Here is a 15,349-nt window from a genome sequence, read left to right as displayed (position 1 = left end):
CTTCAGCCCCGATGGAAACCACCTTGTGACAGCCTCTAGTGATAATACCGCCAAAGTCTGGGGGCTTGTCGACGGTCAATGGCAGGAAAAAGCCACCATCCAGGATCCTGACGGGGTGACCAATATCAGGTTCAGCCCCGATGGAAACTACCTTGTGACAGCCTCTCGCGATAATACCGCCAAAGTCTGGGTGTTAAAAAGTAAGGAGAATCATGATAATTCGTGAACACCTAACGCCAATTTCAGGGGCTGCACCGCAGGTGCAGTCCCTGGAAACTTTTGTTATGTGTTCTTACCAGCTTGTTACTCTGCGGCAGAAACTTAACAGTCACCAGAAAGTCTTACTCTCATGAGCAGGGAATAAGCCAGTTGCAATCATTAGAAGGGTTAGAAGAACAAACAATGCTAGTAAATCTACAAGGAAAAGAGCCCCGTCACGAGAGCTTGAATACAAGTGAGCCAAGCCTTAAAAAAGCAAAGTTTATCGACAAGGCTATAAACCAATGGCACTGACTTAAGGATAAATCCTTGATACACCAAGACTTGCCCGAGAAGAAAAACGACTATAAAAGTCTATGAATATTTTCCTCTCCCCGAGCAAGCCATGACCAAGTGTAGCCCAGAGTTTCAGTCACTCGCTGATGACTGTCTCCGCCAATTTGCCCAGACTGGAAATGACGCATTGTCAGCGATTCTTACCCCAAGTGACCTCAACACCTTTCAAGCCAGTTATCAGGGCTTCAGAGCCAGAGATTTTCCTCCACTCAAAACCTTAACCCTGTTCATGAGGCAGGTTGCTAGCGATACCAAGTCATGCCGACATGCCCTTATTGATGAGGCTAGGGATCAGGCCGTCAGGGGCAACAAACCATCGAATACGGAAACCAGTGCGTATACCAAAGCACGACAGCGGTTGACGGAAGAGTCAATAAAGACGTTGCTTACCACGTCAGGCAACAACCTTGACGATGCTTCACCGGAGTTATACCACTGGCATCAACGCCGGGTTCTGATGACTGATGGTTCAACACTTTTGATGCCAGATACTGAGAAAAACCAATACGAATACCCACAGCCCAGCACCCAAAAAAAGGGCTCGGTTTCCCCATTCTCAGGATTCTTGTTCTGATATGTCTGGGCAGTGGTGCACTACTGGACTTTGCGGTAGCTCCTTATGAGGGTAAAGAAACTGGGGAACAAGCCTTACTCAGAAGGCTGATGTTTCAACTTCGTGTGGGCGACATCCTGTTGGGTGATGCCAACTTTGAAAATTATTTCCTGCTGGCTTTGGTGCTTCAGGCTAAGGCTGACGTTGTGTTCGAGAAAAACGGATCACGGATTATTGACTTCAGGAAGTGCTATCAAAAGCTGGCCAGCAAAGACGGGTTGTTCAAGCTAAAGCGACCGGCCAGACCGGAATGGATGAGCCAGGAACTTTACGACCAGATGCCTGAAGATCTGGTGATTCGTGCGGTTAGAAATAAAAGTCGTACCATTGTTACCACTTTGCTGGATGCCGAAGAATACCCCCGGACTGAAATTATTGCGTTGTATCTGAAACGGTGGCATGTCGAGACTGACTTTGACGTGATCAAAACGACAATGAAAATGGACATGCTGCGCTGCAAAAGCCCGGAAATGGTGAGAAAAGAAATCTCGGTTAACCTACTGGTTTACAATGTGGTACGTGCCCTTATGGGCAAAACAGCAGAACACATTGGAAAGACTCCCAGAGAAATCAGTTTTAAAGCGGCACAGGAAACACTTGTATCCTTTCACCAGACATTGCTGGGGGCATCCGGTGACTGGCTTGAAGAGAAGGTTGCCAACATGTTGGAGATAATCGGCCAACATGTCGTTGGCAATCGTCCAGGAAGATCAGAGCCAAGGGCTGTCAAGAGACGCCCAAAGCCACACAAAAGGCTACAGCACCCAAGAGCTCAGGCTCGTAGACTCAAGCAGTGCCAAGGAAAGGCGGCTTAAGTCAGTGCCATTGCACTATATTCACTCCTCTGCCTTTAAGACATTTGGTCTTGGTTTAGTGGCACTGGGGATCGCTCCGGATTTAACAGCCGAGGTGATTTATGCTTTTATTATTCCGCTGGGCATTCAAGCTGATTATTCATTGGAGACCCTGGCCGTTCTTGAACAGCTGGCTATGCATCTTACGGGGTTTCTTGGCAATGGGTTGTATAACATGGGGGGATTGATTTTAACTCTGCTTCTGATCAGACAAAAATCGATCTCCCATCCTATGGCTGCGATTGGTATCGTTGCATGGCTGCTAGGAGGCTGACCGAGAATAGACAGCCCGGCCTAAAATCCAGAAAGAACGGCCATCTTTTCCACTGAATTTGCTTAAATAGGTCAACTATTCGCACAAATTCAGTGAAAAAGCTGACTCGTTCTACTGAATTTTATGCTCGGACGCTATTCTCGGTCAGCCTCCTAGGGATTTGTCTCTCGGGTTCAGTGCTCTTCGAGTCCATGTTCTGGGCTGAAATATTTACGGCATCCAGCATGTTTTTGAGTACGTTCTGGATGTTTCTTATCGCTCATACACTGTTCAAAAAATAATGACATACAGTATTTTAGCCTCGTCAGTAAAATCTGTGGGTCATTTCCGGTTCAGGCAGCTTGCCGAGTGCATGATATAAAGCGATTTCTGCGCATTTATAGGTTCTGAATCCGTATGATTTTCTCGTAGTGAGTTTTATCTTGGTATTCAGACCCTCAACAATACCGCTGGAATACGCCTTTTTTGCCCGGAACCAGTTCAGGATGAGAGGCTTGTGTCGTCGAACAGTTTTAGCAACTTTTTTCATCGGCTCTATCTTTGATCGCATGACTCTTGTGCACCAACGATCCAGATATTTTTCCGCCCAATGTGGTGAAATGTACTCCCAGAATGCCTGAAATTCTTCTCTGAGCAGGTAGGCTCTGACGCTTTTCAGGTTGTACTGAAGCACGGTGTTCAGCTTTATCTCTTCTTTCTCTGTGAGGTTTTCTTTGCGCTTGAGTAGGCACCAGCGTGTTTTTTTCAAAACAGGCTCATAACCATCGGCCTGTAGCTGCTTATGTTCAGATGCCCGGACTTCATCAATAGCCTTGTTCAACATGGCCACGATGTGGAAGCGATCCAGGATGTGCAGTGCCTGACTGGCACATTCCGCGATGGCTTTTACGTAGGGCTTCCACATATCAGAGCAGACATACTCCAATCGCTGACTACGCTCCGTACCAAAGAAAGCGAAGAAGCTTCGAATCGTAGCCTCTGTACGCTCCTGACTAACCCACAATAATCGTGTGCAACCGCGATCAATCTGGTAAACGACAGTCAGGTATTTATGGCCTGTCTGGTAGGCAACCTCATCAACGCCAATAGCCCTGACGTTATCGAGTGTACGGTGGGCCTTTCCCCATTCAACAACGTACTCAACAGCATGAAAGACTTTCTCCCATGAAGTACTGAAACTACTGGCAACCTCTTTCCACGATAACTTTTTTGCCCAATGTGCGAGGAACTGCATGTAAACTTTGGTCAGCTCCTTCTTGCCATCAGCCCATGGAACCTGTTCAACCTTTACACCACATGAATTGCATTCCACCCGTCGCATTATGTAGAGCAGGAAAACCCTGATGCCCCAGAGAGGGATAAACTCGAAGCGACGTTCAGCAAGATGATCATAGCCAGGAGCAGGCTTCTGGCATCCTGAGCAGATAGCGTGACTGTTCTTTCGTGGAACAACGGTTACATTGAATACTTCAGAACCTTGATAGAAGCCGAGCTTTACATCTTGATAAACAAATGACTTGAGTTTATGAACTTTATTGAGGATAGTTTTAATCAGCATCAGTGGTCACTTTTGTTGTTTTTTTGTCCATCAACAAAAAACTATCAAAAGTTTGCTACTGATGCTTTTATCTCAAAATCTGTTCATTTTTACCCACAGTTATCCCTGAAGAGCCGTATTTTAAAACTGATCCACCTGGGGTCTCTCATTCTCTGGCTTGGGCCTGCACTGGGTTCCTGGCTGGTGCTTCGATACTCTCAGCAAAAAGCAGGGGAGTTATCTGCAACGACCTCACTGATCTACAAGGTTTTCTTTTTCACCATTACCCTTGAGCATCTGGCCTTTGTTTCATTGCTCGCATCCGGTTTTATGCTGGCCTATTCCTATCACCTTTTCAGCCTGGAATGGCTTCATTACAAACTGGCTATCGTTCTGCTCATTGTTGTACCGCTTGAAGTAGTCGATGTGTGGCTTGGAAACTGGAAAATTCAGAAGCTCATTAATAAGCGTAACTCCGGTAACAGGCTGTCGGAGCGAGAAAACGCATACATCCATTTTTATCACAAGACGTTTACCTACATTGCTCTGGTAGCTATCCCTGTTTCTGTGATGGCAATTATGTGGTTTGCCATCACCAAAACGGTCTAAAGCAATAAAAAATAAGATGTATTGCGATTACACGGGTCGCTCCATTGATATTCATTCAGGCTGAAACGGTTTCATCTCTGACGACTGCTGTCGTTCCTATACTGATAACAGTCATCAGAGAGAACATTTCAGGTTATTGGGTTATGGCAGGGGGCTTAGTTTAGCTCTGGTGAGTGCTTTCTTGGCTATTCCTGCTTGAATATGGGCATCAATGGTACTGATGGTAATGTATCCATTGTCCAGAGCTACGCCTTCTGATCGTTCATGGGTGTCCAGATTGTAGCCGTTCTTTTATGGATGTCCTTTTTCTTTCTTGTTTTCTTGTTTTCTTGCTTTTTCTTGCTCAAGATAGCAGCCTTTTTCTCTGGCTTGCTTTATCATAAGGTAATCCTCTCGGTTGATCATGGCTCTTTTCCCTGAGTGCTGGTAACACTATGGGAATCGGCCATGAAGTGGTTAATCGAGAGGTCATTTCAAACCGGTGATTTGGGGTCGTTAATAGCCGGAGGTAACAAGACCGAGTCCATTAACCAGGCAGCGATTAATGGTGAACCGGTTTTCACTTTTCATACACGCAGTAAGGGTACAGCAGACTTTGAAGCGCTGACTCGAGAGATTTCAGGATTGGAGGGTTAACCATGGGCAAACTGAAAAAAGGCAGCAGTAAACTGGGTAGCCAGCAACCCGCCACTAAACCGGCAGGCGTGGTCACTACTCATACTCAAAAGACAACCGCCACACCCAAAAGCTTCCGACTGAGTGGGGATGATATAGCCAACCTTAAGCAGATCACCCAGGCGGTGAATGGGATCAGTCATTCAAAGGTATCGGAGACCAAGGTGGTTAAGGCCTTATTGCAGCTGGGGTCAGAGTTACCGCCGGAGAAGGTTTTGAAGGCTCTTAGAGAGATACTTTAAGTGCAGTATTCACTCTGCACAATAATCCCCTTAGAATCACTTACACAACACACGCTAAAACAATCAGATTCACAAGGAAGGGGGTAATGGATTACTTCAAGTACTGTGATATCAAAGACTTAAAACCAAATGCCAGAACTATTCTGGCTCTACAAAAAATAGAAAAACAAACAAGACTTTCATGGGCACTAAAGTCACTGGTAGCAACCGTTCCACTCTACAAAATTTTTATAGAGCCCAGCCCGAAGCACAAGGAAGTTTATGACGCGCTGACTTATGACTGGAATGAGTTCGAGAAAGTGATGAGTAAGGTGGATGCCCTTAGCAAAAGAAAAATAGGAGACATCGCCAGTATGGAAGCCATGAATCCTCATGATTAAAAAAACCGACAATTCTGGAAATGTGTAGTCAATGCAACTCGTTAAACTATTTTCAGCCCTATTTTTACTGGTGCTGAGTTTGACAGTAAAAGCCTATGAAAGACAGTGCGATAAGGACGTTATCGACATTCCCAAAGACCACTGGCTTTTCACAGAGAGCAAGGACACACAGAGAAATGCTCTCTTGTACTTGAACCTTAACAATGGATATGAATGCGACAGGGAAAGCTTGAAAGAAGAACTGTACAAGCAAGTCGAAAATGCAGGCAGAACAGGCGACAATCAACCTCTTGAGCAAGCAATAGAATTGACTGCATCCATAGTGAGCGACAATGAAGAACAACGAAGAAAAGTAATATCGTTAATAGGAATAGAAAAACTCGAAAAACTAACTCATGAGCTGCCTGATTCCTTTAATATCTTTTCAACCTTTGAGTATTACGACCTTGTGGTACAGCCTACAGAGCATACTCAAAAGACGAAAGATTAGAGCCTAAAAAAGAGATACATTAAGCACTGCTTTTGTAGTGCTTTTTTTTCTAAAGCTGAGGAAAAGCAATCCTCGGGTTTAGAGAATCATAAGCACTAACGTTTTATATTTTTCGAACTCGAATAAAGCTAAGCAACCGTTCTGATTATCACAACGGAACGTTTGCCATGCTCACTTCAGAACAGAAAGTTATCCTCCGGGAGCTTTCTTTATATACGACATTCCTCACAGGCGCGCTATCATCAATTGCGGCACCAACGTTCTGCGAGTTGCTTCTGGGGAGTATGATTTCTGGTGAAGGGTTTCTTACACAAGCCCTTCTGGTAATTCAATATGAAAACGTCTGGAGCAGCTATCACCATTGGGTCTCACAGGGCAAGTGGCGATGGCGAGATCTGGCCCACCGTCTGATATTGCTGGTTTGCTCCAAAGTACCTGACGGCCAGATCACTTCCATTATCCTCGACGACCTGACAATTGAGCGGTGCTCTGCCAAAGCTCCGGCATGCAGAATACATCGCCAGCACAGCAAGAAAAAGAACCGTGGTCTTTATATCCCTGGTCAATGCTGGGTTTTTCTGGCGATTGCCTTCCAGCGGCCATCAGACAAAGTGCACACAGCTATTTCTGTGATGGCATTTCCGTCTCCCAAATCAGGAAACATCAGCAAGATTAAAATGGCAAAAGCCATGCTTAAATCTGTACGGCAGTCCCTTCAGGGGCGGATACTGCGGCTGCTCACTGACAGCTGGTTTATGAATGGCCCCAGGATGCAACCCGCACTCGAACTGGGTTACGAAGTCATTGGTCATATCCCCAAGAACCGGGCACTTTATGCGCTTCCTGTTGAAGCAAACCCACCTTCTCCCTTTAAGCGGAAAGGACGCAAGCGTATTTATGGTGCCAAAATGACGCCCGAGGAAGTAGAGAAGTTACCGGTAACCATGATGACTGTCTGGCTTTACAGAAAATACCGGACCGTCTCATTCCGTTCCTGTATTTGCCGTGCCCGTTTTCTGAAAGGTCGTATTGTCCGTGTCGTCTGGAGTCGCTTCGAAAATGACAAGGGACAAACAGAAACCAAATTATTTCTCTCGATTAATCCTGACCTGGAAGCCCATGAGGTGCTTTTGGCTTACTCGCTGAGATGGCCTATAGAGCCCATGTTTCAACAGCTGAAACACGAATTCGGATGTAAACATTTGTGGCAACGAAGGCTCAGAACAGTGTTGCGATGGATGCATATAAAAATGGCGGGGTATGCATTGATGCAATTACTGACCATTTGTCAAAATCCAGCGGCTATTGCAATAGCCAAAATCGCCTGGAGGCTCCCGGATACCGTCACAGCCGGAACGCTTAGGCGCGCAATGTTTTGGATTATTCCGCAGTTTCAAATTCGTGACTGCTGGAACCGATATGAGCAAAAATTAGAGCTGGAATTACCAGATAAAGACGAACGTTCGGGAAGCATTTTGCCAAAAGCAACATAACTGAACGCAAAAGCAGCTATTTAATGAGCTCAGGCAGGTTTGCGTCCTACGCCTGGCGGTGTTGGTTGTCTACATCCTAAATATTTTACCGAACGTTCATGTTTTTAAAACTCTAAACCTGAGGACTCAGGTGAAGAACAAGCTTTTGTTTCCAGTACATTCTCAGGAGCCAACAGCGGTTACCTGGGTATAAATACCTCAGAGTCAGATAAGCTGGTGAAGTATATTCGGGGTGAAGACCAAACCGGTTACCGTTCCCGCTCCGTCGATTATGACAATGACGGCGATCTGGAAGTTTGGCGACTGGGGGATATTATCCATTCTAACCCGATCGCCGTTTCCAAACCCGAAGGGTATTACTCTGACAGCAAGCCGTTTAACAGCAACGACACCACCTTTATAGAGTTCCAGAATCATTATGAGAACCGTCGTCAGGTTGTCTATGTCGGTGCCAATGGCGGTATGATCCATGCTTTTAATGCCGGTTTCTGGAATGATAGGAACCAGCGCTTTGACTTGAGCCTGGCTGCAGAGTCTCAGCACCCTCTGGGTGGAGAGCTCTAGGCCTATACTCCGATGAACCTGTTACCCGAAGGGGTGGGGAACCGTGCTGGTCATGGGCATGCGATTGGGAGGAGGCCCTATTGATGTTAATGTGAACAGTGTGACCCGGACAATGCGTTCAGCTTACGTCATGCTGGATATCACTAATCCGGAAAAACCGCCCAAACTGCTCGCAGAGATCACCCAACCGGAACCGGGCTTTACTACCAACCGACCTGTTGTGATACAACGCCGTCAATCCAATGCCTCTGGCGATTTTAATTTTCCTGCAGAAAACAACTGGTATCTGGCCTTTGGCTCAGGCCCTACCGGTGCTGGTCTGAGTGGTATACGACAAGCTCTGGACAACGCCACCAGTGATCAAAACATGAAAGTGTTCGTCTATGATCTGAAAAACAAAAGTTTTCTCAGCACCTTTGACCCGATGGACAGTGGAATATCCACTGCTTACGCCGGCAATATGGCCACTGTTGACTGGAATCAGGATTATTATGACGACGCCACCTATTTTGGCAGCGTTGAAACCTCGGGCAATCTCAGCGGTGAGCTGTTAAGAATCAATCTGGAAGACCCCCTGACCTCAAATTGGACACTGGGGACATTGACCCGACCTCAACGACCTATTATCGCCAGACCTTCAGCCGTCACCAACAGTGATAACGAGCGCTGGGTCTTTGTGGGCAGTGGTCGTGAAGTAACCCAGTCTGACAGTCGCAATACCCAGCAGGAATACTTCTTTGGTATCAAAGAGCCCACACTCAGTGGAGTCTTCTCATACGGTACGGTGCCCTTCAGCAGTCTGATCGATACCACTGACATACAGGTAGAAGCGGATGGAGACCTGGTCTCCAGCTTTACCGTGACACCCGCTACAACAGTGAATAGTTTCGAATCCCTGCGCAGTGCGCTGACTACCCAAGCCGGCTGGAAAAACCGTTTGATCTATGACGGAACCAATCCAGGTGGTAAAAGTGTGAGTTCGCCAGCCAATGCTTTCGCATTATTACTGTTCACTGAATATCAGCCGCCTGCCGACCAGTGTCTGGTAGATGGCACCAATTTCCTGAACGCACTTCATTATCAAACCGGTACTGCAATACCCGCCAGCATTCAGAAAGTCCTCACTCCTGATGGATTTACCGACGACACAGTATCCAATAAGAAAATCAGCCTGGGAGCCGGTCTTGCTCCCGCTCCTGTGATCCACCAGGGCAGTGATGGCAACACCAGTATTATCATTCAGGGAGGGGCCGGTAATATTTCCAGTACCGATCTGGAATACACCTTGACGGATGATGGCCGACAATCCTGGCGGCAAATATTTAATATCCCCAGATAACCACGCTATAGTGAAGACAGCCCAGTAAGAAGAAAAAATTGCGAAGGATCTGAGTTATGGACAACCAGCAAGCGTTGATCAAAGACCATGGATTCAGCCTGATTGAACTGATGATCGTCGTCGCAATCATCGGCATTATTGTCGCTGTAGCTATTCCATCTTATCAACAGTATGTTTTTGAAAGCCGCAGGACTGATGCTCATATAGCCCTGACGATCGCCGCTGCAGAACAAGAAAAGTTTTATACCTATGACAATGCCTATACCACTGAGATCAACAATCTTGGTGGTGCCACTTCGCCTGACGGTCACTACACCCTTTCTGTCACCGCTACGAATACCACCTATACATTAACAGCTACGGCTATTAGCAGCAGTAGCCAGTTTGCAGATACTGACTGCCGAAGCTTTACTTTGAATCATCTGGGTGCAAAAGCTGCTTTTAACAGTATTGCTACAGCTTCAACTGGATGCTGGTAAACCCATAGTCATTAAAACGTTATTGCCAGGCATTCAGAGGTGTTCTGGTTCCTCGACTGTTCAACGTCAGATCACCGTCGGAAGCCTGAACACCTTGAGGGGCAGCGGTCAATACGACACATTGAGTAATAGTCAGAGAAGAACACGCAGCAGCACTGATTAGATAATGACCATTCTCAGATTCGACCTCATTTGAGCCATTCAATGTATAACCCAGATCCGAGAGATCGTCGGTATACGTCAGTTGCTCAGTAAAATATCGTTCCTGCTGCTGCATAATGGTCAACAGGGCTGATATGCCCTCACTTCGCCGGGACTGAATAACATACTCGTTGTAAGCCGGGACGGTAATAGCAGCAAGAATGCCAATAATGGCCACCACAATAATGATTTCAAGCAGTGTAAATCCTTTTTCTCCACTCACTGGTTTTCCCTCCAGAAGGTTTTGTGGAAGGGTATCGAACCCGCCTCCCTGAGAATATCCTGAAAACACTCCCCTCCCACACAAATATCGGCGCCTTCATTGCTCCGGTTATGAATGGTAGGTGATGGAGATAAAGTGCTGTACCTCAACTGTCGCTTGCGGTCTCCCTTGACCACAGAGCTGTCACCATCAAGATCAAGCACGGCACTGCCATTATCAATATTTAAAACATACAGGAAATTGGTACCGCCGCTACTTGGCGCATAAGTCGTAAAGGTCAAAACATTGTTGAAGACAGTGGGTCTGCCCAGCAGCTTCTCCCCTGACGTTTCAAAGCGGATATACCAGCCTTTCTGGCTACCAAGAGAGCTAAGGGCAGTTGCCCTCTGAGTCGCATTCCCTTGCTGTACGAGGTTATCTGTCGCGTCATAGAGCGCTGACTCATTAATAATTGAACTGCCATTGTAGTTATAGCTGGCAGGGGCATTGTAGATATTGGGATCGCGGAAGACATAAAGCCTATCATTCACTTGGGTGCCCAGTGGTTTTGCTCTGAAGCCACTGCCCACAACAATATTAAGGTGTTCAGCAGATCTGGAAAGTGAAACATCCGGCCCTTCATAAAACCGGCGGGCATCAGCTTGAGAACTCCCGGAAAATTTAGCAATACGTGCTCCGGCAGCAAAGTTTGCGGCGCCAGTATTATTCTGATTAATATCAAATCGCCAGACCTGCCCACCAATATCGGCAGCAAAAAAGTAATCCGTCAGCCCATTCCTGTCGATATCGATGACTGCAAGATCAGCAGGAATACTGTATTTCATGTCGGACAAGTTCAGGTTGGTACCACTGACACCAGCCGACCATAATTTTTGGCCTGTGTTGGCGTCCACCATATAAATAACACGTCCGATGTCATTGTTACCGATAGTAGTCTGCTCGTCGGCATCCTGATCATAACCACCTCCAAAGAACAGAACCTGCCGCTCAGATCCATTGAACCGAACCCTCGCCAAAATAGGCGCTGACCAGGTTTGCCCCAACTCAGGAAAATCCTGATTCAGTTTGATGCTATCTACCTGATGGTTTTTATCCTTGTCCCCCCGGATCACCCATTTCAATTCCGGGCTGTTTCTATGGGTCACATCCAGAGCATAAATATTACTGCCACCTCGCCTCATGGTGAGATAAAGATAAACATGCTCACCGGAGTCGGGAGAACCATTATTGGCCTGTAAAACATCTCCATCTCCGTTAGCATCATTGATCCAAACGGTCATGGGCCCGTCCATGCCATACACTTTGACGGGCAGGCTGTCCACGGTGGGAGGCGGCAGTTGAGGATTACTCCTGAGCCTGCAACTTTGATCCAGGTTGGTATCACCAAAACGATACTTATACTCGCAAAACTCGCTATTTTGACAGCGGGCTGCCCCATAATCCCAGTCACAGTCACCGTCGGATCGGGGTGCGACCAAACGACAACTGTCAGAACGGTGTATATCAAACAGACGATATTGGTAACTGCACCAGACCTCAGGAATACACATGCCTGGTACTTTGTAGTTCCAGACGCAACCCCCATTGGACGACGGGCCTGTATTGTAGTCTGCTCCTTCAGCCAGATTATCTTTATAGATTTTCAGATTGACCAACAATTCTTTGGGAATAAATGAGAATTCAGTGCTGCCATTCTCCGTATTCACACCGTGTAAAAAGCCATCATTGGTGGTGAAATAGACCGTTCGATCTACAACAGATCCGGTACTGTTCTTGAAGTAAGTAATGACTGTGGGTTGAGTGTGCATTGGATCACCGATACTGGTCCGGTTATCCGTTGAGGAACCATCACTGTCTTCGTCATCAACATCGATGCCTCTGGCCCATCTGAGGACATTGGTACGGTTAGTCGCTGCAGCACTTCCGGCCAATGCCAGAATTTCAGTAGTAATGCCTGAATTATTCTCACTGACGTGATTGCCCGAAGTATTCAGAGTGACATTGTTATCACCCGTAATATTGGAAACCAACAGCCTGCCCTGAGTCAGATGAGAGGCCATCCCTCCAGAAGTAGCACTGTTTCCATCATTAGCGCTGCTCCAAAAGCTTCTGGAGCCACTGGTAAAAAAGCCGGTGGATGAGTCAATTGCCAGACTGCCATTGGCATCATAAACCTTGTTATCTGTTCCCAATTGGTAGCGCTTCAGATTTCCACGCCAGCTGGGACCATTATCAGACCGCAGCAAAATGTAGTAGAGCTCATCTGAGCTTTGTAGCCGGTTTGAAGCATCACTGACTGACCCCGGGGCAGCAAACCCCAGAGCGTGCACCTGTCCACTGCCCAAAAGATCCGTATCATCAGCCTGCGCTCCCGCAAAATACAACACGCAGATCATAAGGATTGGAAATAGATGACGACTCAAGCTGAAAAACCTGCGTCTGACGTTTTTGTATTTTTCTTTGCTCATGGCTGTTTCCATCGGCAGAACAGCCATCAGGTTAACTCAAAGAGAGGTAACATAGGTAAAACCGAGGGTCTGACTTGATCGTGCGCCTGTTGTGCCCAGCGTAGCAACACTGTCGATTTCGAACATCAGGCCAACAAACTTCCCCAAACTGTAACCCGGAGGAGGCGGTGCTTCCCCTATGTATCTCAGAGTGGCTGTCTGACAGACTTGAGTGGGGTCCGAACAACTAGAGGGGTTCTGAATAATGGTCAGGGGGACATCTGCTGCAGTAGCATCCAGTAAAACACTGGAGTTGGCGACCAGATATTCATATTGTCCATCCAGTTCACTGTAGGCCACCTGATAGACCTGCAGCCTTCGCTGCTCATTACTGACGGCCATTTCCTCAACAATGGCCATCTCCATGACAAACAATCCCGAGAATAACATCACCAGCATAATGATCATGGTCATAAGCATGATCGCACCCTGCTGTCTGGCTTTATGAATATGCCCCATACTAGAACCCGGTGTTATTGAGTTTGGACGCAGTGGTAAAGACATACCGGGGACGTCCGTCGTTTAGAGTCAATGTGCCACTTTCCAGCAAGTTGTAAGTTCTTGTTCTCTGATCAAATGAACGAACCTGCTGCCCAGAATTCACCAGAACCCCGACCCTGACACTTCGAACATCCTGCCAATCCGTCACATCATTGGCAGCAAGATACTGATGGACATTCCCGGTATCATTATTAGTAACCCCATAAACCACCTGCAGTCGTTCAATACCAATAATGACGGCCCTTGCTGCACCTCTGGCAGTGGAGTTAGCCGGGTTGTAGCCTCGGCAGAACAGGGATTCGATGTTGTCATTAGAGGGATCAGGTGCCACATAATAAACATCGGCCGTCAGTTCCCCTGCAGGAACACTGTTACCGGCACAATCTTCACCATTCTGGGGGAGAAACTGGACCGCGACCTGATCACTGTCAGTACCGCCACCATCAAAAGTACACTGTGATGCGCTACCACACCCCCCCGTAAAAAAGGGGGGTACAAGACTGTTTACTGCATTGCTGTAGCCTGCCTGCCTCATGGCTCGACTTAATAAATACATAGTGTGGCGACCATTTTCCTGAGCCAGAGCCAGGTCTTCATGGAAATAGGTGGAGCGGCTGCTGTTCAGCATAAGTTGCAGAAAGGTGCTACTGATCAATAGCCCTATGACCAGAGCCAGCATCAGTTCAATTAACGATAAGCCTTGCTGTCGAGATATGGATTTTTTGGTCATTGCCGTCGATACGTCAAAGTCAGTGACTTTTGAGCCAGAGACAGGCTACCAATGCCTCCTCTAGCTTCCCATAGAAGTGTTATCGACACAGTTTCACCAGAATTACAGGGGGTCGCTGAACAACTGATGGTCATCTGTTGATCAGATACTCTGGCGTTGCGACACATAAGATCATGAACATCAAAGGCTGCCATTTCATCGGCATTACAGGCACTGGCAATACATTGCCTGGGGACAGCACCCGCACAATACGATGAAATGTTGTTACTGGCGGTCTGGGCAGTACTTTGATAGATACCCGACTCCAACCCCGAAACGTTCACCTTGATACGCTCAGACATTTCGTTCGCCAGCCAGGTAGCCTGAGATCGCTGCAGGCTGTCCTGGGTGGCCCTTACTGCCTGAGCCTGCATGCCGGCCATTCCCAGTATCCCTACCAGAAAGATCAGCACACTGACCAGAACTTCAATCAGACCAAATCCAGCTTCGTTATGATGCAACTCTTTGCCGGGAGCTCTTTTTAGACAATTCATCAGCAATCCCCTGTGGAAGAGGTTTTTCGAATCTGACCAGTGGCTGTCATAGAAACAGTTCTTATTGGGGTGCCTACCCCGTCCGTGGGACATAACCTGATAGTACGAATCACCGATGGGCTGCCTCTGGGAATAAAGGTTACTGTATTCCCAGCGTCCAGATTGATTGTGACTTCCCGATCAATCACTCCGTAAACCCTGATAATGTCTTCACCCGGATCAACCACATTGTTATTGTTGGGGTTCACAAAAACCAGCCAGCCGGCTTTCCAGTTGCTGTCAGAGGTGTCGCAACTTATCCCGTTTTGACTGCGACAGACACTGACATTAACCCCTCTCTTTATTGCCTCACTTCGAGCCAGAACCAGACTACTGAAGACCCGTTGATTGTAAAAATCCATTCGAAAGGACTGCACAACAGAATCCATGGAAACAGTCATGGAACCGATGATACCCACCAGAAGAATAGTGATCATAATCTCGATTAAGGTCAGCCCTTTCATGCTTTTGGGCCTGATCATTGCAAAGCTACGTCTGGACACGACCTGCT

20 protein-coding genes are annotated in these 15,349 nt (G+C 47.1%); 13 read left to right on the top strand and 7 right to left on the bottom strand.

Features of this window, described 5'->3' with window-relative positions:
* The 4 genes from GZ78_RS22460 to GZ78_RS22450 form a co-directional block, all read left to right on the top strand.
* A partial coding sequence (locus GZ78_RS22460) for a WD40 repeat domain-containing protein (protein WP_236631659.1) occupies nucleotides 1-226 on the top strand: 226 nt, incomplete at its 5' end.
* A 378-nt stretch (nucleotides 227-604) separates the two neighbouring features.
* Nucleotides 605-1,129, top strand: coding sequence for a hypothetical protein (locus GZ78_RS27835; RefSeq protein WP_051786464.1), 525 nt, complete (start codon nucleotides 605-607; stop codon nucleotides 1,127-1,129).
* Nucleotides 1,060-1,983 (top strand): IS4 family transposase, encoded by a 924-nt coding sequence (locus GZ78_RS27830; protein ID WP_081870001.1) that lies wholly within the window; start codon nucleotides 1,060-1,062, stop codon nucleotides 1,981-1,983. Before GZ78_RS27835 ends, GZ78_RS27830 begins: the two co-directional genes overlap by 70 nt.
* Nucleotides 1,984-1,987: 4 nt before the next feature.
* Nucleotides 1,988-2,296 (top strand): hypothetical protein, encoded by a 309-nt coding sequence (locus tag GZ78_RS22450; RefSeq protein ID WP_051786462.1) that lies wholly within the window; start codon nucleotides 1,988-1,990, stop codon nucleotides 2,294-2,296.
* Nucleotides 2,297-2,600: 304 nt separating this feature from the next.
* On the opposite strand, the gene GZ78_RS22445 is transcribed toward GZ78_RS22450, so the two are convergent.
* Nucleotides 2,601-3,854 carry an ISL3 family transposase gene (locus GZ78_RS22445; protein WP_034834897.1) on the bottom strand — a complete coding sequence of 418 codons (1,254 nt, stop codon included), beginning with the start codon at nucleotides 3,852-3,854 and terminating at the stop codon, nucleotides 2,601-2,603.
* Here GZ78_RS22445 and GZ78_RS22440 point away from each other — a divergent pair.
* The 9 genes from GZ78_RS22440 (at nucleotide 3,822) to GZ78_RS22400 (ending at nucleotide 10,104) form a co-directional block, all read left to right on the top strand.
* Nucleotides 3,822-4,442, top strand: coding sequence for a DUF2269 family protein (locus GZ78_RS22440; protein WP_152558895.1), 621 nt, complete (start codon nucleotides 3,822-3,824; stop codon nucleotides 4,440-4,442). The two genes, GZ78_RS22445 and GZ78_RS22440, sit on opposite strands and share 33 nt — an antisense overlap.
* A gap of 447 nt (nucleotides 4,443-4,889) precedes the next feature.
* Nucleotides 4,890-5,078 (top strand): hypothetical protein, encoded by a 189-nt coding sequence (locus tag GZ78_RS22435; RefSeq protein WP_034841282.1) that lies wholly within the window; start codon nucleotides 4,890-4,892, stop codon nucleotides 5,076-5,078.
* A gap of 2 nt (nucleotides 5,079-5,080) precedes the next feature.
* Entirely contained in the window at nucleotides 5,081-5,359 is a 279-nt protein-coding gene (locus tag GZ78_RS22430; protein WP_034841280.1) for a hypothetical protein, read from the top strand.
* Between the two features lie 86 nt (nucleotides 5,360-5,445).
* Complete coding sequence (locus tag GZ78_RS22425; RefSeq protein ID WP_034841277.1) at nucleotides 5,446-5,739, top strand: hypothetical protein; 294 nt, start codon at nucleotides 5,446-5,448, stop codon at nucleotides 5,737-5,739.
* 79 nt (nucleotides 5,740-5,818) lie between these two features.
* On the top strand, nucleotides 5,819-6,229 hold the full coding sequence (locus GZ78_RS22420) for a hypothetical protein (RefSeq protein ID WP_236631658.1): 411 nt from the start codon (nucleotides 5,819-5,821) through the stop codon (nucleotides 6,227-6,229).
* A gap of 167 nt (nucleotides 6,230-6,396) precedes the next feature.
* Complete coding sequence (locus GZ78_RS22415; RefSeq protein WP_081870000.1) at nucleotides 6,397-7,722, top strand: IS701 family transposase; 1,326 nt, start codon at nucleotides 6,397-6,399, stop codon at nucleotides 7,720-7,722.
* Between the two features lie 216 nt (nucleotides 7,723-7,938).
* Entirely contained in the window at nucleotides 7,939-8,286 is a 348-nt protein-coding gene (locus GZ78_RS22410; protein WP_034841269.1) for a PilC/PilY family type IV pilus protein, read from the top strand.
* 58 nt (nucleotides 8,287-8,344) lie between these two features.
* The gene (locus GZ78_RS22405; RefSeq protein ID WP_034841267.1) at nucleotides 8,345-9,625 is read left to right on the top strand and encodes a pilus assembly protein; all 1,281 of its coding nucleotides are present in this window, start codon (nucleotides 8,345-8,347) and stop codon (nucleotides 9,623-9,625) included.
* 56 nt (nucleotides 9,626-9,681) lie between these two features.
* The gene (locus GZ78_RS22400) at nucleotides 9,682-10,104 is read left to right on the top strand and encodes a type IV pilin protein (protein ID WP_034841264.1); all 423 of its coding nucleotides are present in this window, start codon (nucleotides 9,682-9,684) and stop codon (nucleotides 10,102-10,104) included.
* A 19-nt stretch (nucleotides 10,105-10,123) separates the two neighbouring features.
* On the opposite strand, the gene GZ78_RS22395 is transcribed toward GZ78_RS22400, so the two are convergent.
* Genes GZ78_RS22395 through GZ78_RS22370 form a run of 6 tightly spaced genes read right to left on the bottom strand, consistent with a single transcriptional unit; the run spans nucleotide 10,124 to nucleotide 15,341 of the window.
* Nucleotides 10,124-10,528 (bottom strand): type IV pilin protein, encoded by a 405-nt coding sequence (locus tag GZ78_RS22395; RefSeq protein ID WP_034841261.1) that lies wholly within the window; start codon nucleotides 10,526-10,528, stop codon nucleotides 10,124-10,126.
* Nucleotides 10,525-12,996: a pilus assembly protein gene (locus GZ78_RS27825; RefSeq protein ID WP_161787464.1), complete on the bottom strand. Its 2,472-nt coding sequence runs from the start codon at nucleotides 12,994-12,996 to the stop codon at nucleotides 10,525-10,527. Before GZ78_RS27825 ends, GZ78_RS22395 begins: the two co-directional genes overlap by 4 nt.
* Before the next feature lie 36 nt (nucleotides 12,997-13,032).
* On the bottom strand, nucleotides 13,033-13,494 hold the full coding sequence (locus GZ78_RS22385) for a hypothetical protein (RefSeq protein ID WP_034841259.1): 462 nt from the start codon (nucleotides 13,492-13,494) through the stop codon (nucleotides 13,033-13,035).
* 1 nt (nucleotide 13,495) lies between these two features.
* Nucleotides 13,496-14,266 (bottom strand): PilW family protein, encoded by a 771-nt coding sequence (locus GZ78_RS22380; RefSeq protein ID WP_034841256.1) that lies wholly within the window; start codon nucleotides 14,264-14,266, stop codon nucleotides 13,496-13,498.
* The gene (gene pilV, locus GZ78_RS27820) at nucleotides 14,263-14,799 is read right to left on the bottom strand and encodes a type IV pilus modification protein PilV (protein ID WP_051786460.1); all 537 of its coding nucleotides are present in this window, start codon (nucleotides 14,797-14,799) and stop codon (nucleotides 14,263-14,265) included. The genes GZ78_RS22380 and pilV overlap by 4 nt, the downstream gene beginning before the upstream one ends.
* Nucleotides 14,799-15,341 carry a GspH/FimT family pseudopilin gene (locus tag GZ78_RS22370; RefSeq protein ID WP_152558892.1) on the bottom strand — a complete coding sequence of 181 codons (543 nt, stop codon included), beginning with the start codon at nucleotides 15,339-15,341 and terminating at the stop codon, nucleotides 14,799-14,801. Before GZ78_RS22370 ends, pilV begins: the two co-directional genes overlap by 1 nt.
* Nucleotides 15,342-15,349 lie beyond the last annotated feature (8 nt).

This window comes from Endozoicomonas numazuensis (genome assembly GCF_000722635.1).
GTDB classification, from domain to species: Bacteria; Pseudomonadota; Gammaproteobacteria; order Pseudomonadales; family Endozoicomonadaceae; genus Endozoicomonas_A; species Endozoicomonas_A numazuensis.
The sequence above is the reverse complement of the archived record's forward strand: the minus strand, read 5'-3'. Positions and strand labels throughout refer to the sequence as shown.